General features: G+C 73.3%; 15 protein-coding genes. 12 read left to right on the plus strand and 3 right to left on the minus strand.

Annotated elements, in window-relative coordinates:
* Positions 1-21 precede the first annotated feature (21 nt).
* Positions 22-1,368, minus strand: a complete 1,347-nt coding sequence (locus tag CRP51_RS02570; protein ID WP_097229252.1) for an extracellular solute-binding protein — start codon at positions 1,366-1,368, stop codon at positions 22-24.
* 174 nt (positions 1,369-1,542) lie between these two features.
* On the opposite strand from CRP51_RS02570, the gene CRP51_RS02575 reads away from it, so the two are divergent.
* The 7 genes from CRP51_RS02575 (at position 1,543) to CRP51_RS02605 (ending at position 11,256) form a co-directional block, all read left to right on the plus strand.
* Positions 1,543-2,646 carry a LacI family DNA-binding transcriptional regulator gene (locus CRP51_RS02575; protein ID WP_097229253.1) on the plus strand — a complete coding sequence of 368 codons (1,104 nt, stop codon included), beginning with the start codon at positions 1,543-1,545 and terminating at the stop codon, positions 2,644-2,646.
* A gap of 168 nt (positions 2,647-2,814) precedes the next feature.
* A complete protein-coding gene (locus CRP51_RS02580; protein ID WP_141514528.1) occupies positions 2,815-4,332 on the plus strand; it encodes a glycosyl hydrolase in 1,518 nt (505 codons plus the stop codon).
* A gap of 146 nt (positions 4,333-4,478) precedes the next feature.
* Positions 4,479-5,630: a CaiB/BaiF CoA transferase family protein gene (locus CRP51_RS02585; RefSeq protein WP_170970407.1), complete on the plus strand. Its 1,152-nt coding sequence runs from the start codon at positions 4,479-4,481 to the stop codon at positions 5,628-5,630.
* A 95-nt stretch (positions 5,631-5,725) separates the two neighbouring features.
* Complete coding sequence (locus tag CRP51_RS02590) at positions 5,726-6,868, plus strand: acyl-CoA dehydrogenase family protein (protein ID WP_097229255.1); 1,143 nt, start codon at positions 5,726-5,728, stop codon at positions 6,866-6,868.
* Between the two features lie 168 nt (positions 6,869-7,036).
* On the plus strand, positions 7,037-8,251 hold the full coding sequence (locus CRP51_RS02595; RefSeq protein WP_097229256.1) for an acetyl-CoA C-acetyltransferase: 1,215 nt from the start codon (positions 7,037-7,039) through the stop codon (positions 8,249-8,251).
* Between the two features lie 108 nt (positions 8,252-8,359).
* Complete coding sequence (locus tag CRP51_RS02600) at positions 8,360-10,642, plus strand: 3-hydroxyacyl-CoA dehydrogenase NAD-binding domain-containing protein (RefSeq protein ID WP_097229257.1); 2,283 nt, start codon at positions 8,360-8,362, stop codon at positions 10,640-10,642.
* Positions 10,643-10,761: 119 nt separating this feature from the next.
* Positions 10,762-11,256 (plus strand): RDD family protein, encoded by a 495-nt coding sequence (locus CRP51_RS02605; protein WP_097229258.1) that lies wholly within the window; start codon positions 10,762-10,764, stop codon positions 11,254-11,256.
* A gap of 57 nt (positions 11,257-11,313) precedes the next feature.
* On the opposite strand, the gene glgX is transcribed toward CRP51_RS02605, so the two are convergent.
* Positions 11,314-13,530: a glycogen debranching protein GlgX gene (gene glgX / locus CRP51_RS02610; RefSeq protein WP_097229438.1), complete on the minus strand. Its 2,217-nt coding sequence runs from the start codon at positions 13,528-13,530 to the stop codon at positions 11,314-11,316.
* A gap of 297 nt (positions 13,531-13,827) precedes the next feature.
* Here glgX and CRP51_RS02615 point away from each other — a divergent pair, with 297 nt between their 5' ends.
* The 3 genes from CRP51_RS02615 (at position 13,828) to CRP51_RS02625 (ending at position 16,405) form a co-directional block, all read left to right on the plus strand.
* Positions 13,828-15,021, plus strand: a complete 1,194-nt coding sequence (locus CRP51_RS02615) for a L,D-transpeptidase (protein ID WP_097229259.1) — start codon at positions 13,828-13,830, stop codon at positions 15,019-15,021.
* A gap of 49 nt (positions 15,022-15,070) precedes the next feature.
* Positions 15,071-15,847 (plus strand): enoyl-CoA hydratase/isomerase family protein, encoded by a 777-nt coding sequence (locus CRP51_RS02620; protein ID WP_097229260.1) that lies wholly within the window; start codon positions 15,071-15,073, stop codon positions 15,845-15,847.
* Positions 15,848-15,922: 75 nt separating this feature from the next.
* Positions 15,923-16,405, plus strand: coding sequence for an ATP-binding protein (locus CRP51_RS02625; RefSeq protein ID WP_245880314.1), 483 nt, complete (start codon positions 15,923-15,925; stop codon positions 16,403-16,405).
* 33 nt (positions 16,406-16,438) lie between these two features.
* On the opposite strand, the gene CRP51_RS02630 is transcribed toward CRP51_RS02625, so the two are convergent.
* Complete coding sequence (locus tag CRP51_RS02630; RefSeq protein WP_170970408.1) at positions 16,439-16,747, minus strand: hypothetical protein; 309 nt, start codon at positions 16,745-16,747, stop codon at positions 16,439-16,441.
* A gap of 180 nt (positions 16,748-16,927) precedes the next feature.
* Between CRP51_RS02630 and CRP51_RS02635 the strand changes: the two genes are divergently transcribed.
* Both CRP51_RS02635 and CRP51_RS02640 read left to right on the plus strand, forming a co-directional pair.
* The gene (locus CRP51_RS02635) at positions 16,928-18,826 is read left to right on the plus strand and encodes an ABC transporter ATP-binding protein (protein ID WP_097229262.1); all 1,899 of its coding nucleotides are present in this window, start codon (positions 16,928-16,930) and stop codon (positions 18,824-18,826) included.
* An 11-nt stretch (positions 18,827-18,837) separates the two neighbouring features.
* Positions 18,838-20,745, plus strand: coding sequence for an ABC transporter ATP-binding protein (locus CRP51_RS02640; RefSeq protein ID WP_097229263.1), 1,908 nt, complete (start codon positions 18,838-18,840; stop codon positions 20,743-20,745).
* The last annotated feature ends 137 nt before the right edge of the window (positions 20,746-20,882 follow it).

Genomic DNA, 20,882 nt, shown 5'->3' on the forward strand with positions numbered 1-20,882 from the left:
TCAGACACTCCTTGCCTCTCGTCACGCGACCGGGTTGGGCTGGTCGAGCAGGGACTTGGAGGCGCTGATCATCCGGGCCACGGCCGCCTCCGGCGACGTGTTGCCGAGCAGCGCCGCCGACATCGGCTGCGTCATCTGGTTCTGGAAGTTGGACCCGGAACCGGTGAACCAGTTCGGCGGGTCGAGCACCGCGATCTCGGAAGCGCCGGCGTAGGAGGCCTGCGGGTCCAGTTCGGCGTAGCGGTCCTCGGCGATCACCGGCTGGTAAGCCGGGATGTGGCCGGCCGAGGCCCAGGTGTAGCTCGCCTTCAACATGGTGGCCACATAACGGTGGGCTTCCCTGCGCCGGGCCTGGTCAACTCGCTCCTGGCGGGGTAGTACGAAGCTATGGGAATCGGCGTTGACGGCCGGCTGGTCGAAGATCTGCGGGAACGGGGCGGCGCCCAACGGCCGGTCCGTGATCCGCAGGTTGGGCAGTTCCCACTCCCCGGCGAAGATCATGGCGCCCCTGCTGCCCTGGAAGGCGGCCATCGCGCCGATGTAGTCCAGGTTGTTGGGGTTGCGCCGCCCGTCGAACATCTCGGTCATGAACGTGAGCACCCGCACGGCCGCCTCCTCGTCCACCCGCGGCTCGCCGCCCTCCGGCAGCTCCCAGACCGCGCCGGTCTGGGCGTAGAGCCCGTTGAAGAGCCGCCAGCACTGGGACTCGTCGGCGATGTGCCCGAAGAGGACGCCCGCGCCGCCCTGCTCCTCGGCGAGCGCCTCGCTCGCCGCGTACATCGCCTCGGGCGAGCCGAGGGGCGCCAACTCGCCGTCGCTGTCGAGCAGTCCGGCGTTGCCGGCGATCTCCTTGTCGTAGAAGACGATGAAGGGGTGGGTGTCCAGCGGGATCGCGTAGACCTCCCCCTCCCACTGGGCGCGTTCCCAGATCGCGGGCGCGAAGTGCTCCTCCGCGATGCCGAACTCGGCCAGGATGTCCAGGTCGAACGGTTCTATGAGGCCGCCGGGGGCGTAACCGGCCAGCCGGGACAGGTGCAGCACCGCCACCTCGGGCGCGCGACCGCCGGCCGCCGCCATGGCGAGCTTGGTGTAGTAGGAGGCGCCCCACTCCAGGATCGTCCGGTCCACGTCGAAGGCGTCGGGCCCGGAGCTGGCGGCCTCGATCATCTCGTCCATCAACAGGCCGTCGCCCCCCGAGAAGAGGTCCCAGACCCGCAGCGAGGAGGCGCCCGAGGGCGAGGCGGGCGAGGCGCAGCCGGACAGCAGCCCGGGTGCCGCCACCGCGCCCGCACCCGCGAGTCCCCATCGCAGAAAGCCTCGACGCCCCATCCTGAGCCGGCCACCGTGTCCGGAATGATCAAAGCTCATTTCGCACCTTTCCCACCCGACGCTGGGTTGTTGGTACGTCTTACATCGATGTAAGAAGGTGTGTAAAGAGGTTGCTAAGAGTTTCTTTCTGTCGGCTTTTCCGCACGTAAGGTCACTGTTCGACCGGTCGGTCAACGCGGGTACGATCAGGCCCCGGGCGAGAGGGAGGTTCGGGTGGCGAGGCCCAGAATCAAGGACGTGGCGCAGCGCGCGGGAGTCTCCGAGAAGACCGTGTCCAACGTCATCAACGACTACGTGCACGTGTCCGACCGCACGCGCAGCGTGGTCAGACAGGCGATCGACGACCTCGGCTACCGCGTCAACCTGGCCGGCCGCCACCTGCGGCGCGGCAGGACCGGCATCATCGCGCTGGTCGTCCCCGAGCTGGACCTGCCCTACTTCGCCGAGTTGGGGAACCTGATCATCGCCGAGGCCGCGCGCAACGGGCTGACCGTGCTGGTCCACCAGACCCGCGCCGACCGCGAGCACGAGCTGGCCGCGCTCGACGGCTTCGGCTCCGACTTCGCCGACGGCGTGATCCTCAGCCCGCTCGCCCTGGTCGACGAGGACCTGAGGGCACGCCGCGGCGCCCTGCCCACGGTGCTGCTCGGCGAGAAGCTCAACGCCGAGCGCGCCGACCACGTCGCCATCGACAACGCGGCCGCCGCCCACGAGGCCACCGCCCATCTGCTGGCGCTCGGCCGCCGCCGGGTGCTGGTGATCGGCGGCGTGGACGGCGCCAGCGAGGGGACGGCCGAGGTGCGCACCCGGGGCCACCGGGCCGCGCTCGCCGCGGCCGGCATCCCGTTCGATCCCGAACTGGTCCTGCCCGTCGCGCAGTTCGCCGCCCCCTTCGGCGCGGAGGCCGTCCACGGGGCGCTGGCGCGCGGGCTGGCGTTCGACGCGGCGCTGGCGCTCAACGACCAGATGGCGATCGGCGCCATGCGCGCGCTGCACGAGCACGGCCTGCGGGTCCCCGACGACGTGGCGGTGGTCGGCTTCGACGACGTGCAGGCGGGGCGGTACAGCGTTCCCACGCTGACCACCGTGGCGCCGGACAAGACGGCCATCGCCGCGGAGGCGGTCGCGCTGCTGATCGAGCGCATAGCCGAGGCCAACGCGCCGGCCACCGGCGGCGCCGGCGAGCCGGCCGCCGCCCCGGACGGCGGGCGCCAGCCGCCGAAGGAGCTGGTGGTCCCGCACCGCCTGGTGATCCGCGAGTCCACCGCGGGCTCCCCCGCCTCCCCCGCCGTCCCTGCCCCGCGCGCGGCCGGCTGAACGCGCCGGCACCGACCACCCCCTCACGCCTGTCAGCTACCACTCGTTGACACTGGTCAACTCCCCCGCTCCAATGGGCACTTGGGAGCGCTCCCAGTAACGCCAGGGCCGCGCGCCGGGAGGCACCGGGCGCGGCACAGCCCGTTCGGGACAGGGAGCCAGAGACAGATGAGACTCTTCGCACGACCGCGCGGCGGGCCGCTCGGCCTGCTCACCGCCGGACTGCTGGTCGCCACGGGCGCCGCCGTCGCCCCGGCCGCCGGCGCCGAGACGACCGGTGCGGTCGCCGGGAACGCGCCCGCGCCACGGGTCACCACCACACCCGCCGCCGACCCCGCGCCCGCCGCCGAGGTGTACGAGGCGGAGGACGGCGAACTCGTCGGCACCCAGGTCGAGTCGACCGCCGCCGGCTACTCGGGAACCGGCTATGTGACCGGCTTCGACGAGGAGGGCGACCAGGTCACCGTCACCATCCCGGACAGCCCGGGCGGCCTCCACGAGCTGACCGTGCGCTTCCGCGCGCCCAACGGCCAGAAGAACGCCGTGCTGGAGTTGAACGGCGGCGGGATGGGCGAGATCACCCTGCCGGAGACGACGGAGTTCAGCTCGCTCCCGGCCGGCAAGGTGCTGCTGGAGGAGGGCACCAACACCCTGACCGTGCGCAGCGGTTGGGGCTGGTACGAGATCGACGCCGTCGAGCTGACGCCGGCACCCGAGCGCCCGCCGCACCAGGTGACCGGCGAACCGGTGAACCCGGACGCCTCCCCCGAGGCGAGGTCGCTGCTCTCCTACCTCACCGACCGGTACGGCGAGTCGATCCTGAGCGGCCAGCAGGAGATCGCCTCCGTCGAGTGGATCGAGGAGAACCTGGGCGCCACCCCGGCCATCGCCGGCCTCGACCTGATGGACTACTCCCCCAGCCGCGTCGAGCGGGGAACGGTCGGCGTCGACGTGGACCACGCGCTGGAGTGGGACGCGCGCGGCGGGATCACCACGTTCGTCTGGCACTGGAACGCTCCCACGGGACTGATCGACGAGCCGGGCAACGAGTGGTGGCGCGGCTTCTACACGGAGGCGACCACCTTCGACGTGGAGGCGGCGCTCGCCGACCCCGGGTCGGAGGAGTACGCGCTGCTGCTGCGCGACATCGACGCGATCTCGGAGGAGTTGCAGCGGCTGGAGGATGCCGGCATCCCGGTGCTCTGGCGGCCGTTGCACGAGGCCGAGGGGGGCTGGTTCTGGTGGGGCGCCAAGGGTCCCGAGGCCGCCAAGGAGCTGTGGCGGCTGATGTACGAGCGGATGACCGATGTCCATGAACTGGACAACCTCATATGGGTCTGGAACTCGGTCGACCCCGAGTGGTTCCCCGGCGAGGACGTGGTGGACATTCTCTCGGCCGACTCCTACCCGCCGGCGGGTGACCACGGCCCGTTGAGCGCGACCTACGACCGGCTGGTCGAACTGGGCGAGGACACCAAGCTGGTGGCGCTCACCGAGTGCGGCTCGATCCCGGACCCGGACCTGCTGGACGCCTACCAGACGGACTGGAGCTGGTTTGTCACCTGGTCGGGAGAGTTCCTGACCGGTGGTCAACACAACTCGCTCGCACATCTGGAGCACGTTTACCAGCACCCGAGGGTGATCACGCTGGACGAGGTCGGCGACTTCAAGCGACACGGCCGCTGATCCAGGCGCGCGGGGTCGGCGTCCCGTCGCCCGCGCGACGGACCCTCGCCCGCGCCCCGGCCCGCCTTGCGCGGGAGGCTACCCGTTCGTAACATCGCGGAACGGGGTGGCGCCGCGGCCACCGTTCGCCGACGGCGGGGAGCGCGATGACCAGCAGCGACACGGCGGTTGGGCCGCTGACCGGCGTGCGGGTGGTGGAGCTGGCGGGCATCGGCCCCGCGCCGTTCGCCACGATGCTGCTGGCCGATCTGGGCGCCGACGTGGTCCGCGTGGACCGGCCGGGCGGGCAGCCCATCGGGATCGCCCCCGCGCGGGACGTCACCAACCGCAACAAGCGTTCGGTCCTGGTCGACCTGAAGACGTCCGGGGGCGCGGCGACCGTGCTGGAGCTGGCGGCGGCGGCCGACGTGCTGGTCGAGGGGTTCCGGCCGGGGGTCGCCGAGCGGCTCGGCGTCGGTCCCGAGGAGGCGCTCGCGCGCAACCCGCGCCTGGTCTACGGGCGGATGACCGGCTGGGGCCAGGAGGGTCCGCTGGCCGCGAGCGCCGGGCACGACATCGGCTATCTGGCGACGGTCGGCACGCTGGGGCTGATCGGCGAGGCGGGCGGCCCGCCGGCGATCCCCGCCAATCTGCTGGGCGACTACGGCGGCGGCTCGCTCTACCTGGTCAGCGGGGTGCTGGCCGCCCTGCTCCATGTGGCGCGCGGCGGCGAGGGCCAGGTGGTGGACGCGGCGATCGTCGACGGCGCCGCGCACCTGGGCACCATGCTCTGGGGGCTGCTGGGCGCCGGTGCCTGGCGGGACGGCGCCCGCGGCGCCAACCTGCTGGACGGCGGCTGCCCCTACTACGCGGTGTACGCCACGGCCGACGGCGGCTGGATGGCCGTGGGCGCGCTGGAGGACCGTTTCTACGCGGAGTTCGCGCGGCTGCTCCCGCTGCCCGGCGGGGCGCCGGACCGCGCCGACATCACCCGCTGGCCGGAGCTGCGCGCGTTGATCGCGGCGCGGTTCGCCGAACGGGAACGGGACGAGTGGGCCGCCCTGTTCGAGGGGACGGACGCCTGCGTCGCGCCCGTGCTCACGCTGCGCGAGGCGGCCCGGCACCCGCATCTGGCGGCCCGGGGAACGCTGGTGACGGCGGACGGGCTCACCCAGCCCGCGCCGGCGCCCCGCTTCTCCCGCACGCCGGGCGCGCTGCGCCGGGCGCCCGCGTGCCCCGGCGCGGACACCGCCGAGGTGGCCGACGACTGGGGCGTCGCCGCGCTGCGCGCCGAGGACGGCGGGGAGGCCGCGGGGTGAGCCGGACGGACGGGGTCGGCGCGGGGGCGCGGGGAACGGGTGGACCGGATGCGCACGGCACGGCCGGCGAGCTGAGAGAGACGGGGAGCTGACGGATGCGTCGGGAGATCTTCGAGGCGGAGCACGAGGCGTTCCGCGAGAGTGTGCGCGCCTTCGTGGAGCGCGAGGTGCTGCCGCACCACCAGCGGTGGGAGCGGGAGGGCGCGGTGGACCGCTCGCTGTGGCGGGCCGCGGGCGCGCAGGGCCTGCTCGGGCTGGCGGTGCCCGAGGAGTACGGGGGCGGCGGCTCGGCTGACTTCCGCTTCCCCCTGGTGCTCGCGGAGGAGCTGGCCCGGGTCGGGGCGACGGGTCCCGGCTTCCGGGTGCACAACGACATCGTGGGGCCCTATCTCACGGAGTTGGCCACGGACGAGCAGAAGCGGCGTTGGCTGCCCGGTTTCTGTTCGGGTGAGACCATCGCGGCCATCGCGATGACCGAGCCGGGGGCGGGTTCCGATCTTCAGGGCATCCGCACCACCGCGGAGGACCGGGGCGACCACTTCCTGCTCAACGGCGCCAAGACGTTCATCTCCAACGGGATCCTCTCCGACCTGGTGGTGGTCGCCGCCAGGACGACGCCCGAGGGCGGCGCGAAGGGGTTGAGCCTGCTGGTCGTCGAGCGCGGCATGGCGGGCTTCGCGCGCGGGCGGAATCTGGAGAAGCTGGGGATGCACGCCCAGGACACCGCCGAGCTGTCGTTCACCGACGTGGCGGTGCCCAGGGAGAACCTGCTGGGCGAGGTGAACCAGGGCTTCGCTCATCTGATGGCGCGGCTGCCCCAGGAGCGGCTGACCATCGCGGTGGGCGCGATCGCGGCGGCCGAGGCGGTGCTGGAGGAGACGGTCGGCTATGTGAAGGAGCGGGAGGCGTTCGGTCGTCCGCTGGCCGCGCTGCAACACGTGCGTTTCCAGCTCGCCGAGTTGGCCACCGAGACGACCGTGACCAGGACCTTCGTCGACCGTTGCGTGGTGGAGCACAACGCGGGCGGGCTGGACACGGTGCACGCGTCGATGGCCAAGTGGTGGGCGACGGAGCTGGCCAACCGGGTGACCGACCGCTGTCTCCAACTGCACGGCGGCTACGGCTACATGACCGAGTACCGGGTGGCGCGGGCGTTCGCCGACAGCCGCGTCGGCACGATCTTCGGCGGAACCACGGAGATCATGAAGGAGATCATCGGCCGCTCGCTGGTGAAATGACCGGCCACCGCCGGCACCCGTTGACGACCCGACCGGTTGACGACCAGCGCCGATGGCGACCTGACCACATGAATGACCAACCGGGCGAACTGTCTGACCAGTTGGCCCACAGCCTGACCAGTTGAACACGTTCCCGTACCCCGCACTCCCCGGAAAGGGGCTCCGACGTTGAGCAGCGACGCCTATGTCTACGAGGCCGTCCGCACCCCACGCGGGCGCGGCAAGGCCAACGGTGCGCTCCACGAGGTCAAGCCGGTCGACCTGGTCGTCGGGCTGATCCACGAGATCCGCCGCCGCTTCCCCGCACTCGACCCGGCGGCGATCGACGACATCGTGCTCGGCGTGGTCACCCCGATCGGTGACCAGGGCGCCGACATCGCCCGCACCGCGGCGCTGGCCGCCGGGCTGCCGGACACGGTGGCCGGCGTCCAGGAGAACCGCTTCTGCGCCTCCGGCCTCGAAGCGGTCAACCTGGCCGCGGCCAAGGTCCGTTCCGGCTGGGAGGACCTGGTGCTGGCCGGCGGCGTCGAGTCGATGTCGCGGGTGCCGATGGGCTCCGACGGCGGCGCCTGGGCGCACGACCCGATGACCAGCTACACCACCGGCTTCGCCCCCCAGGGGGTGGGAGCCGACCTGATCGCCACGGTCGAGGGCTTCGGCCGCGCTGACGTGGACGGTTACGCCGTCGAGTCGCAGAACAGGGCGGCGGCGGCCTGGAAGGACGGCCGTTTCGCGCGTTCCGTGGTGCCGGTGCTCGACCGCAACGGCCTGCTGGTGCTGGACCGGGACGAGCACCCGCGCCCCGGCACCACGCTGGAGTCGCTGGCGAAGCTGAAGCCGTCGTTCGCCGCCGTCGGCGAGCAGGGCGGCTTCGACGCGGTCGCGCTCCAGAAGTACCACTGGCTGGAGCGGATCGACCACGTCCACCACGCGGGCAACTCCTCGGGCATCGTGGACGGCGCCTCGCTGCTGCTGATCGGTTCGCGCGAGGCCGGCGAGCGGTACGGGCTGCGGCCCCGCGCCCGGGTCGTCTCGGCGGCGGTCTCCGGTTCCGAGCCGACGATCATGCTGACCGGCCCCGCGCCGGCGACCCGCAAGGCCCTGGCCAAGGCCGGGTTGACGGTCGCCGACCTGGACCTGGTGGAGATCAACGAGGCGTTCGCGGCCGTGGTGCTGCGCTTCGTCCGGGAGATGGGCCTCAGCCACGACATTGTCAACGTCAACGGCGGCGCCATCGCGCTGGGGCACCCGCTGGGCGCCACCGGCGGGATGATCGTCGGCACCCTGCTGGACGAGTTGGAGCGCAGGGACGGCCGGTACGGGCTGGTGACGCTGTGCGTGGGCGGCGGGATGGGGGTCGCGACCGTGCTGGAGCGTCTCTGACCACCGTCCCGCCCCCGTTCCCCGTCGCGCGTTCCCCCCGTTCCGCCGTTTCCCGCCGCGCCTTCGCGGCCGTCCGCCGTTCCCCGCCGCCCGAGGAGAGAGCACCTCATGTCCACCACCCCGTCCGCGCCCGCCACCCCGCCGGGGCCCCAGGAGTCAGCGCAGCCCGCCTCCGTCGCCACACCGGAGCGGAACACCGTCCGGTGGGAGTGGGAGGCCGAGGAGAGGGAGGGCGCCGGACGCGTCGTCACCCTGGTCCTGGACGATCCCATGCAGTCGGCGAACACCATGAACGCGGCGTTCATCGACTCGTTGGAGCACGCCGTCGCCCAACTGGTCGCCGTGCGTGACCAGGTGCGCGGAGTGGTGGTCACCTCCGCCAAGGAGACCTTCTTCGCCGGCGGCGACCTCAACGATCTGCTGGCCGCCACCCCCGAGCAGGCCGAGGACGTCTTCGAGCGGAGCCTGCGGGTGAAGCGCGCGCTGCGCGCCCTGGAGACCCTGGGCCGCCCGGTGGTCGCCGCGCTCAACGGCACGGCGCTCGGCGGCGGTCTGGAGATCGCGCTGGCCTGCCACCACCGGATCGCGCTGGACGCGCCGAAGGCCAGGTTCGGGCTGCCCGAGGTGACGCTCGGACTGCTGCCGGGCGGCGGCGGCGTGGTGCGCGCCGTGCGGCTGCTCGGGCTGACGGACGCGCTGGTCAAGGTGCTGCTGGAGGGCAGGCGCTACCGGCCGCGGCAGGCGGTCGAGGTGGGGCTGGTCGACGAGATCGCCGCCGACCAGGCCGAACTGCTGGCCCGCGCGAGGACGTTCATCGAGGAGCACCCGGAGTCGGCGCAGCCCTGGGACGCCCCCGGCTATCGGATGCCGGGCGGCACGCCGAACCACCCGAAGCTCGCCGCCCAGCTGCCGGCGTTCCCGGCGCGGCTGCGGCAGCGGTTGAACGGCGCACCCTATCCCGCGCCGCGCAACATCCTGGCGGCGGCCGTCGAGGGCGCGCAGGTGGACGTGGAGACGGCCGGGGTGATCGAGGCGCGGTACTTTACCGAGCTGGTGGTCGGCCAGACCGCCAAGAACATGATGCAGGCGTTCTTCTTCGATATGCGCACGGTCAACTCCGGTCGTGGAAGGCCACAGGGCGTTTCCGCGCGGTCGGCGGGCCGGGTCGCGGTGCTGGGCGCCGGGATGATGGGCGCGGGCATCGCGCACGCCTGCGCGGTCGCCGGCCTCGACGTGGTGCTGCGGGACGTCTCGGCCGAGGCGGCGGAGCGCGGCAGGGACGCCGTGCGGGGCGTGCTGGACCGTGCGGTCGAGCGCGGGCGGCTGAGCGAAGCCGGCAGGGACGAGGTGCTGGGCCGGGTCACGGCGACCGCCGAGGTGGCCGAGCTGGCCGGCGTGGACGTGGTGATCGAGGCCGTCTTCGAGGACCCGGCGCTGAAGCGCGAGGTCTTCGCGGAGGTGCAGGAGGTGGTGGCGCCGGACGCGCTGCTGTGCTCCAACACCTCGACACTGCCGATCACCGAGCTCGCCGAGGGCGTGCGCCGCCCGGAGGACTTCGTCGGGCTGCACTTCTTCTCCCCGGTCGACCGGATGCCGCTGGTCGAGATCGTGGTGGGCGCCCGCACCGGGGAGGCGGCGCTGGCCCGGGCTTTCGACCTGGTGCGGGCGCTGGGCAAGACGCCGATCGTGGTGCGGGACGGGCGCGGCTTCTTCACCTCGCGGGTCATCGGCCACTTCCTGACCGAGGGGCTCGCCATGGTCGGCGAGGGCGTCGCGCCGGCCACCGTCGAGCAGGCCGCGGCCCAGGCGGGCTATCCCGCGCGGGTGTTGGCGCTGCTCGACGAGCTGACGCTGACCCTGCCGCGCCGGATCAGGCAGGAGAGCCGGCGGGCGGTGGAGGAGGCCGGCGGCGTGTGGCCGGAGCACCCCGGGGACGCGGTGCTGGACCGGATGGTCGACGAGTTCGGCCGCGCCGGCCGCTCGGCGGGCGCCGGGTTCTACGTGTACGAGAACGGTGAACGGGCCGGGCTCTGGCCGGGGTTGCGCGAGCACTTCGGGCGCGCGGCGGACGCGGGCGACGCGCCGCCGTTCGAGGACCTGGTCGACCGGCTGCTGCTGGCCCCCGCCCTGGACGCGGTGCGCTGCCTGGACGAGGGGGTGCTGACCTCGGTGGCCGACGCCAACGTGGGCTCGCTGCTGGGCATCGGCTTCCCCGCCTGGACGGGTGGCGTGTTGCAGTACCTCAACGGCTTCCCCGGCGGCGTGAACGGCGCGGTGGCCCGCGCGTCCGAGCTGGCCGCGCGGTACGGCGAGCGCTTCGCGCCCCCGGCGCGGCTGGTGCGGCTGGCCGCCGAGGGCGAGCGGTTCGCGGACGTGCCGGCCGCGTCCTGAGCGGGCGGGCCGGTGCCGTCGCCGCTGTCGAGGTTCCGTGACGTGCCCGGCACTGGGCCGTCGCCGGCGAGCCCGTAACGTCGGGGACGCACATGTGACGCCTGTGACGGGAGAGGGCAGTGATACCGAAGGAAGCCGGAGGCGGACGAATCGGCCTGGCGACGTTCCTCGACGTGCTGGTGGCGACGTTCGGTGGCTTCCTCCTCGCCAGAGGGACCCAGGACGGCTCGGTCGACCTCGGGGAGCACGTGCTGACCGTCGCCGGGTACGTCGTGGCGGTCGGCTTCGTCAACCAGGTGTTCGGCATGTGGGTGCTGCGCGGCAGCCTCGGCAAGCTGGTGACCGGTCTGCTGGTGGTCCGCGCGAAGGACGGCGGGCGGGTCGGGCTGTTCCGGGCGGTCGGCCGGTGGCTGGTCGGCTATGTGCTGCTCGTCCTGATGGTGGCGTTCGGCGAGGGCGACACCGTCGGTCAGGCGGCCGGCGTGCGCACGGTCCGCCGCGCCGATCTCCGCGCCCCCGCGCCGGCGCCCACGCCGTACGGAGACCCCGCCCGGCACGGCGGCCCGGCCACGGCGCCGCACGGCAACCAGCCCCCGCGGCCGGGCGCTCGCTGACCTGACCGCCGAAGGGGGCGTGCACCGGCTGTCGCGGTGCGCGCCCCCGTTCGCGACTCACGCCCCGGCGCGGATCTCGGGTGCCGTCGGCTCGACGCGCAGCAGCAGCACGCAGCGCTCCGGGACCCGCAGCGTCGTCCCGCCCAGGTGGGTGGAGTCGGGCGGGAGGTCCTGGCGTTCGCGCGAGGTGTCAAGCAGCAGCCGGTAGACGGAGCCCCAGGGCGGTCCGGGCAGCGGGAAGTCGGTCGGCTCCCCGCCCGCGTGCAGCACGACCAGGAAGCTGACGTCGGTCACCGGCCGCCCCTTCTCGTCGCGCTGCGGGATGTCGCGGCCGGAGAGATACATCGCCACCGTGCGGCTCGGTGCGTGCCAGTCCTCCCCCGTCATCTCCCGGCCGTCGGCGGTGAACCAGCCGAGGTCCCTTATCCCCGCCGGGGCCTGCCGGCGCCCGGAGAAGAACGCGCGCCGGCGCAGCACGGGGTGCTCCCGGCGCATCCGGATCAGGCGTCGGGTGAGCTCCAGCAGCGGGCGCCAGCAGGGGTCGGCCGGCAGCGACCAGTCCACCCAGCCGGTCTCGTTGTCCTGGCAGTAGCCGTTGTTGTTGCCGCCCTGGGTGCGGCCGAACTCGTCGCCCGCCACCAGCATCGGCACGCCGGTGGAGAGCAGCAGGGTGGTCAGCAGGTTGCGGAGTTGGCGGCGGCGGAGCGCGTTGGTCGCCGGGTCCTCGGTCTCGCCCTCGACGCCGCAGTTCCACGAGCGGTTGTCGTCGGTGCCGTCGCGGTTCTCCTCGCCGTTGGCCTCGTTGTGCTTGCGTTCGTAGGAGACCAGGTCGCGCAGGGTGAACCCGTCGTGGGCGGTGATGAAGTTGACGGAGGCGTAGGGCCGTCGGCCGCCCCAGGCGTACAGGTCGCTGGAGCCGGAGAGCCGGTAGCCGAGGTCGCGCACGTCGGGCAGCGCGCCGCGCCAGTAGTCGCGGACGGTGTCGCGGTAGCGGTCGTTCCACTCCGTCCACAGCGGGGGGAACGCGCCGACCTGGTAGCCGCCGTCCCCGACGTCCCAGGGCTCGGCGATCAGCTTGACCCGGCGCAGCACGGGGTCCTGGGCGATCACGGCGAGGAACGGGGAGAGCATGTCCACGTCGTGGAAGGAACGGGCCAACGCGGCGGCCAGGTCGAAGCGGAACCCGTCGACGCCCATCTCCTGCACCCAGTAGCGCAGCGAGTCGGTGATCAGCCGCAGCACCTGGGGCTGGACGACGTGGAGGGTGTTGCCGCAGCCGGTGTAGTCGGCGTAGTGGCGCGGGTTCTCACCGAGGCGGTAGTACCCGGGATTGGCGATGCCGCGCAGGGAGAGGGTGGGGCCGCCCTCGCCGGCCTCGGCGGTGTGGTTGTAGACCACATCGAGGATCACCTCGATGCCGGCCTGGTGCAGCGCCCTGACCATGTTCTTGAACTCGCCGACCTGCTGGCCCCTGGTGCCGGAGGCGCTGTAGGCGGCGTGCGGGGCGAAGTAGCCGATGGAGTTGTAACCCCAGTAGTTGACCAGTCCCCTGCGCAGCAGGTGGTCCTCGTGGGCGAACTGGTGAACCGGAAGCAACTCGACAGCGGTCACGCCGAGTTGGACGAGGTGTTCGATCGCGGCCGGGTGGCCGAGCCCGGCGTAGGTGCCGCGCAGTGCGGGCGGGATGCCGGGGTGCCGCATGGTGAAGCCGCGCACGTGCAGCTCGTAGATGATCGAGTCGGGCCAGGGCGTCTTGGGCCGGCGGTCGTCGATCCAGGCGTCGGCGTCGTGCACCACCACGCCCTTGGGCACGTGCGGGGCCGAGTCGTGGTCGTCCCGCACGGTGTCGGCGCGGTCGGCGGGCCGGTGGTACCGGTCGTGGGCGTAGACCGCGTCGGGGAGCGCGAACTCGCCGTCCACGGCGCGGGCGTAGGGGTCGAGCAGCAGCTTGGCCGGGTTCCAGCGGGCGCCGGCCGCCGGGTCCCAGGGGCCGTGGACCCGGTAGCCGTAGCGCTGCCCCGGGCGGACGCCCGGCAGGAAGCCGTGCCAGATCTCGTGGGTCAGCTCCTCCAGGTGGCGACGGGTCTCGCGGCCCTCGTCGTCGAAGAGGCAGATCTCGACGGCCTCGGCGCCGCCGGCCCACAGCGCGAAGTTGGTGCCCTCGGTGCCGTCGGGGCCGACGCGGAAGCGGGCGCCGAGGGGCTGGGGATGGCCGGGCCAGACGTCGGTCCTCGCGTGCTCAGGTACCAGGGACACGGGGCGCCCTCCATATATGTCTGTGACCCGATGGTTCCCGGTTCGCGGGTGCCCGCACGCGTGGGCGGCGCCGCGTTCTCCCTCGGCTCCGCCACGGTGCCGCCCCCGACCCGGGATCACGGCATTTTGCCATGAATTGCCCGGATAACCCGTTCGCGACCGCGCGCACGCCGGGCGCGGAATCACGCGCCCCGGCGGGCGAGGACGTGCACCTGCCTGAACTGCGACGGAACGGTGACAGGACCGAATCCGTCACACCCGTATTGCTGTGATTATCTGATCACCGATTCCGGGGTCGTGAGGGGAGCAACAGGCGTGCTGACGGGGAGTGGAAGACGGCGCGGCGGAACGGGCGCGCTGCTGGGGGTCCTGCTGCTGGCGTTGACCGCGTGCGGCGGCGAGGGGAGCGCGAAGGAGCAGCCGGAGGAGGAGAACGGGCCGGCGCCCGTCGCCCTCACCATCACGCCGGAGGACGGCGCCCAGGACGTGCCCACCGAGGGCGAGTTGGCGGTGACCGCCGAGGGCGGCACGCTCACCGGGGTGACCGTCGCCGGCCCCGAGGGCGAGGAGGTGCCGGGCGCGCTGACCGAGGAGGCGGACGCCTGGGCGCCCGACGAGGCCCTGGCCAACGACACCGAGTACACCGTGACGGCGGTCGGCGAGAACCCCGGGGGCGAGGAGGCGACCTCGACCGCCACCTTCACCACCGTGGCGGCCGACGCGACCTTCTCCAGCTACTGGAACATCCCCGACGGCTCCGAGGTCGGCGTCGGCATGGAGCTCTCGGTCACCTTCGACACCCCGATCCAGAACACCGCCGAGGTCGCCGAGGCCGTCCGGATCACCACCGACCCGCCCGTCGAGGTGCGCGGCCACTGGTTCGGCGACCAGCGGATCGACTTCCGGCCCGAGGAGTACTGGGAGCCGGGCACCGAGGTCGAGATCGGCTTCCGCCTGCGCGGGGTCGAGGGCGCGGACGGGGTCTTCGGCACCCTGCGCGAGAACGTCTCCTTCACGGTGGGCCGCAGCCAGGTCAGCACCGTCGACGCGGCGGCGCACACCATGAGGGTCGTCCGGGACGGCGAGGAGGTGCGCACCATCCCGATCACGGCCGGCGCCCCGGGCACCGAGACCTGGAACGGGAAGATGGTGATCACCGAGAAGCACAAGGAGACCCGGATGGACGGGGCGACGGTCGGCTTCGGCGGTGAGTACGACATCCCCGACGTGCCGCACGCGATGCGCCTGTCCACCTCGGGCACCTTCATCCACGGCAACTACTGGGCCTCGTCCGGCACGTTCGGCAGCGCGAACGTCAGCCACGGCTGCGTCGGGCTCGGCGACGCGCAGGGCGCGGGCGACCCGAACACCCAGGGCGCGTGGTTCTACGAGAACTCGATGATCGGCGACGTCGTCGAGGTGATCAACTCCGACGACGACGTGATCGCCCCGGACAACGGCATCAACGGCTGGAACATGGACTGGGCCGAGTGGGGCGCCGGGCAGTGATCCGCCGGGGCCGCCGCCGCGGCGGTGAACGTGCCCTAACCTGAACGGTATGACGGTACATCTGGAAGTGGCGGACGGCGTCGGCACCCTGCGGCTCGACCGTCCGCCACTCAACGCGTTGGACATCGCGCTCCAGGACCGGATCCGCGCGCTGGCCACCGAGATCGCCGGCCGCGAGGACATCGGCGCCGTCGTGCTGGCCGGCGAGGGCAAGGCCTTCGCCGCCGGGGCGGACATCAAGGAGATGACGTCCATGGACCAGGCCGCGATGATCGCGCGCGCCCGGGACCTCCAGGACGCCTTCACCGCCGTGGCCCGGCTGCCCCAGCCGGTGGTGGCCGCCCTGCACGGCTACGCGCTGGGCGGCGGGCTGGAGTTGGCGCTCGCCGCCGACGTCCGCTTCGCCGCCGAGGGCACCAAGCTCGGCCAGCCCGAGATCCTGCTCGGGCTGATCCCGGGCGCCGGCGGCACCCAGCGGCTGCCCCGGCTGGTCGGCCCCTCCCGGGCCAAGGACCTGATCTTCACCGGGCGGCAGCTCACCGCCGAGGAGGCGCTGGCCATCGGCCTCGTCGACCGGGTGCTGCCGGCCGACCAACTGCTGCCCGAGGCGCACGCCTGGGCGGCCGGGCTCGCCGCGGGACCGGCCACCGCGCTGCGCGCGGCCAAGGAGGCCGTCGACACCGGGCTCGACGCGGGCATCGACACCGGGCTCGCCGTCGAACGCACCTGGTTCGCCAGCCTCTTCGCCACCGAGGACCGGACGGAGGGCTTCCGCTCCTTCGTCGAGGACGGCCCGGGGAAGGCGCGCTTCCGCCGCCGGGGCTGAGCCGGGCGCCCCGGTGCGGGGGCAGTTCCCCGGAAACGGCCCGCGCGCCCGGCTCGCGCCGCCATGATGGGGCACATGGCTGCACCGGCGGACGTCCCCACGAGCGCTCTCGAAACGACCGAACTCCCCGACCGCGACGTCACCGCCGCCCGCCACCGGCTTGAGGACCCCTCCCTCGCCGAGATACTGCTGCCCTCCGAGCCGGCGTCCGCCGGGCACGCCCGCCGGCTCACCCGCCGCCAGCTGGGCGGCCGTTGGCTGCTGCCCGAGGAGCTGACGGAGAACGCGGTGCTCCTCGTCTCCGAGCTGGTGGGCAACGCCGTCCAGCACGCCGGGGCCGCCGAGTTCGGGCTGCGGATCAAGCGGCGCAGGGGCTGGGTGCGCGTCGAGGTGCGCGACCCGTCCCGCGCGCTGCCCGCGCTGCTGCCCGTGCGGGACATGGAGGTCATCAGCGGGCGGGGGCTCTTCCTCGTCGACACCCTCGCCGACCGGTGGGGCGTGGACCTGCTCGCGCACGGCAAGTCGACCTGGTTCGAGATGCGCGTCCCCCACCGCTGACCCCTCCCGGCTCCCGGCCGGGGCGCGCGGCGCCTACCGCGCCTGCCGGCGGCGGGTGCTGGCGCGCCGCCGCCGGTCGTTGCACAGCAGGCAGCGGCCCCAGCCGGGCGGCAGCGGATCCTCCGGGTCACCGTGCAGCGGGTCGACCGCGCCCCTGGGATGCTCACGGCAACCGGTCTCCCCCGGCCCCTCGGTCAGCGCCTGCGCGGCCGTCAGCGCCCGGCGCAACGCGTCGACCAGCACGGCGGCCTGCTCGCCGGCCGGCGGCTCCTGGTCGAACGCGACGTCGGACGCCGTCCGCAGCGCCGCCTGTAGCTCGCGCAGCTCAGCCTGTTGACTCATGGGGCACACAGTAGGCGCCCCCACTGACACCGTGCGCCCGACGTCGCCCCCGCCGGCTCCCCGGCCGCGTCCGGTCGGCGGAAACCGCAGGAGGACGCGGGTTTCGCCGGTCGCTTCCGCCGCAGGTCCTAGGGCTAAAACCCGTGGGCGTTGTCAGTGGCAGCTCGTAGTCTCAAGGAGATGTCTCCCACAGCCTCCTCCCCCGCCGCGCCCACCGCCCCCAGACGAAAACGCTCCGTCGTCCGCGCCCTGCTGCGGCTGTGGCCCTATGTGTATCCCGCCCGGGTCCGCGTCTTCAGCGCCGCCGCCGTCGCCGTCGTCGCCGCCTCCATGGGGCTGGTGATGCCGCTGGTGCTGAAGTGGATGGTGGACGGCCCGGTCGCCGACGGGGACACGGGCGGCGTGTGGCTCGGCGGGCTGGTGCTGCTGCTCGTCGGGCTGGCCGAGGCGCTGCTCTTCGGGCTGCGCCGCTGGCTGGTCGCCCGCCCGCTGGCCAGGGTCGAGGCCAACATGCGGGACGCGATCTACCGTCACCTCCAGCGGCTGCCCGTCACCTTCCACGACCGCTGGCCCACCGGGCAGCTGCTCTCCCGCGCCACCGGTGACCTCCAGCTGCTGCGGATGTTCCTGGCGTTCGGCCTGACCTTCCTCATCGTCAACAGCGCGACCATCCTCATCGGCTTCGGGGTGCTGCTCTCCCAGGACTGGACGCTCGGCCTGGTGCTGGTGCTGCCGGTGGTCCCGCTGATCGTGCTCTGCGCGCTCTTCGAGCAGCGGTTCTCCGTAGTCGCGCGCCGCGCGCAGGACCAGATGGGCGACCTGACGACGGTCGTCGAGGAGTCCATCCTCGGGATCCGCATCATCAAGGGCTTCGGCCGTCACCGCAGCCAGGCCCGCGCCTTCAAGCTGCTCTCCGGCGAGCTGCGCGACACCGAGATGCGCAAGGCGCGGCTGCTGGCGGCGATCTGGCTGGTGATCCTCGCGCTGCCCGAGCTGTTCCTCGGCGCCGCGCTGGTCCTCGGCGTCTCCCAGGTCGCGGACGGGCAGCTGACCGCCGGCACCCTGGTCGCGTTCATGGCCACGGCGATGGTGCTGCGCTGGCCGGTGGAGTCCATGGGCTTCCTGCTGGCGCTGTGCAACGAGGCGGCCACCGCGACCGACCGCTACTTCGAGGTGCTGGACACCGAGATCCCCGACGAGCCCGGCGGCCGGGCCGCCGCCGAGGCGCCCCGCCCCGCCGGCCCTCCCGACGGTCCGCGGCCCGACGCCCCGCCGGGCGACGGGCTGCGCCTGGAGGACGTCGTCTTCCGCTACCCCGACGCCCCGCCCGACGCCCCGCCCGTGCTGGACGGCGTCACGCTCCACGTCCGCACCGGCGAGACGATGGCGCTGGTCGGCGCGACCGGCAGCGGCAAGACCACGCTGCTCGCGCTGCTGCCCAGGCTGCACGAGGTGACCTCGGGCCGCATCACCCTGGACGGCGTGGACACCGCCACCCTCTCCCGCGCCGAGGTGCGCGAGCGGATCGCGATGGCCTTCGAGGAGCCGACGCTCTTCTCCGCCTCCGTCGGGGAGAACGTGCTGATGGGCGGGGAGGACGCCGACGAGGCCGAGCTGGCGAGGGCGCTGCGGGTCAGTCAGGCGGACGGCTTCGTCCGCGCGTTGCCCGAGGGGCTGGAGACCGAGGTCGGCGAGCAGGGCCTGAGCCTGTCCGGCGGCCAGCGGCAGCGGCTGGCGCTGGCCCGCGCGGTGGTCGGCAGGCCGAGGTTCCTGGTGCTGGACGACCCGCTCTCCGCCCTCGACGTGCACACCGAGGCGCGGGTGGAGGCCGCGCTGCGCGAGGTGCTGGTCGGCACGACGGCCCTGGTCGTGGCGCACCGCCCCTCCACGGTGCAGCTCGCCGACCGGGTCGCGCTGCTCTCCGAGGGCCGGGTCGCCGCCGTCGGCACCCACACCGCGCTGCTGCGTGAGAACGCCGAGTACCGCCGGCTGATGACCGGTGAGTCCCAGCTCTCCGGCGGCCGGACCCAGTCCTCCCCCTCCGGCGGTCCGCTGACCGCCCCGTCCCGATCCGCGTGAGGCGCCCGCCCATGACTACCTCCGTTACCGGCCAGGACACCGACCACGACGACGACCGCCGCCCCGACGAGGCGCCCCTCCCCGCCGGGGCCGGCGGTTCCGACGAGCCGTTCGAGCCGATCGACACGGCCGACGCCTACACCGACGACCGGCTGCCGACCCCGAAGGGCGCCTCCCGGCGGCTGCTGCTGTCCCTGCTGCGCCCCCACCGCGCGCGGGTGGCGCTGGCCGCCGTGCTGCTGCTCGCCCAACAGGCCGCGGTGCAGGCCGTTCCGCTGCTGGTCGCGTACGCCATCGACTCGGGCGTGCCCGCGCTGCGCGACGACGACAACGGCCCGCTGATCGCGATCGCCGTCGCCTATCTGCTCTGCGCGCTGGGCGCCGGGGTGCTCCAGTCGTTCTTCATCCTGATCTCCGCCAGGGTCAACCAGAGCGTGCTGCTCGACCTGCGCGGCCGCATCTACCGGCACGCGCAGGCGCTCAGCCTCGACTTCCACGACCGCTACACCTCCGGCCGGCTGATCTCCCGCTCCACCAGCGACGTCCAGTCGCTGCGCGAGCTGCTGAACGAGGGCCTCCAGGAGATGCTGCTGATCCTGGTCTCCCTGACCTACATCGGCGGTCTGCTCTTCTATCTCGACGTCGGCCTCGGCGCCGCCGCCCTGGTCTCCTTCGTGCCGCTGGCGCTGCTGGTGCGGAGCTACCGGCGGCGTTCCGCCGAGAAGTTCGACGAGCGCTCCACGGCGATCGCCGCCGTGATCGTGAAGTTCACCGAGACGGTCAACGGCATCCGGCCGGTGAAGGCGTTCCGCAGGGAGAAGGCCAACGACGCCTCGTTCGACCGGCTCAACCGCCACCACGAGCGGATCAACGGCGACACCATCATGGAGATGTGCCGCTTCGTGGTGCTCTCCCGGCTGATCGCCGCCGTCGCGGTGGCCGGCATCGTGCTCTGGGGCGCGCAGCGGGTGCGGGCCGGTGACATGGAGCTGGGCGCGCTGGCCGCCGGCGCGCTGTACATCCGGCGGCTGTACGACCCGCTGGACCGGTTCGCCATGCTGCTCAACAGCTACCAGGCGGCCGTCGCCTCGCTGCACAAGATCTCCGGGCTGCTGGCCCAGCGGCCCGACGTGCCGGAGCCGGAGGCCCCCGCGCCGCTGCCCGAGCGGCCGGCCGACCGCCCGGGGCGCGAGGTCGTCTTCGAGGACGTCCGTTTCGCGTACCGCACCGGCGGCGACGTGCTGCCGCGCTTCCGGCTGACGCTCGCCGCCGGCGAGACCACGGCGCTGGTCGGGGCGACGGGCGCGGGCAAGTCGACGCTGGCGAAGCTGCTCGCCCGCTTCTACGACCCGACCGAGGGCCGGGTGCTGCTGGACGGCACGGACCTGCGGCAGCTGACCACGACCGAGCTGCGGCGCGGCGTGGTGATGGTGACGCAGGAGGCATTCCTCTTCTCCGGCACCGTCGCTGAGAACATCGCGCTGGGCAAGCCCGACGCCTCCCCGGAGGAGATCGAGGCCGCCGCGCGCGCGATCGGCGCGCACGACTTCATCGCGGAGCTGCCCGACGGCTACGCCACGGACGTCCGCAAGCGCGGCGGCCGGATCTCGGCCGGCCAGCGGCAGTTGGTGGCCTTCGCCCGGGTGCTGCTCGCCAACCCCGCGGTGGTGATCCTCGACGAGGCGACCTCCTCGCTGGACATCCCGGGCGAACGCGCGGTGCAGGACGCGATGGTGACGGTGCTGCGCGACCGCACGGCGCTGGTGATCGCGCACCGCCTGTCCACGGTGGAGATCGCCGACCGGGTGCTGGTGATGGAGCAGGGCCGCGTCGTCGAGGACGGCGCCCCCGCCGACCTGGTCGCCGGCACCGGCCGCTTCTCCGACCTGCACCGGGCCTGGCGCGAGTCCCTGGCCTGAGCCCCTGGTCCGCGGGGTCCGCGTTCTCCCGGACACCCGCGTGGGCGCCGCACGGGGAACGGCGGGTCCCCGTGCACCTGCCCGTCGCGGCGGCCCCGCTTCCGTGCCCCGGCGCGGCACCGTGAGCGTGGTTGGCT

Origin of the sequence: Streptomyces zhaozhouensis (genome assembly GCF_900230195.1) — a bacterium.
GTDB lineage: Bacteria > Actinomycetota > Actinomycetes > Streptomycetales > Streptomycetaceae > Streptomyces > Streptomyces zhaozhouensis.

Coding starts and splice junctions, on each gene's coding strand:
- CRP51_RS02630 (WP_170970408.1), bottom strand. CDS start 16,747: ATGAGTCAACAGGCTGAGCTGCGCGAGCTACAGGCGGCGCTGCGGACG.
- CRP51_RS02580 (WP_141514528.1), top strand. CDS start 2,815: ATGAGACTCTTCGCACGACCGCGCGGCGGGCCGCTCGGCCTGCTCACC.
- CRP51_RS02585 (WP_170970407.1), top strand. CDS start 4,479: ATGACCAGCAGCGACACGGCGGTTGGGCCGCTGACCGGCGTGCGGGTG.
- CRP51_RS02640 (WP_097229263.1), top strand. CDS start 18,838: ATGACTACCTCCGTTACCGGCCAGGACACCGACCACGACGACGACCGC.
- CRP51_RS02570 (WP_097229252.1), bottom strand. CDS start 1,368: ATGAGCTTTGATCATTCCGGACACGGTGGCCGGCTCAGGATGGGGCGT.
- CRP51_RS02635 (WP_097229262.1), top strand. CDS start 16,928: ATGTCTCCCACAGCCTCCTCCCCCGCCGCGCCCACCGCCCCCAGACGA.
- CRP51_RS02620 (WP_097229260.1), top strand. CDS start 15,071: ATGACGGTACATCTGGAAGTGGCGGACGGCGTCGGCACCCTGCGGCTC.
- CRP51_RS02600 (WP_097229257.1), top strand. CDS start 8,360: ATGTCCACCACCCCGTCCGCGCCCGCCACCCCGCCGGGGCCCCAGGAG.
- CRP51_RS02625 (WP_245880314.1), top strand. CDS start 15,923: ATGGCTGCACCGGCGGACGTCCCCACGAGCGCTCTCGAAACGACCGAA.
- CRP51_RS02590 (WP_097229255.1), top strand. CDS start 5,726: ATGCGTCGGGAGATCTTCGAGGCGGAGCACGAGGCGTTCCGCGAGAGT.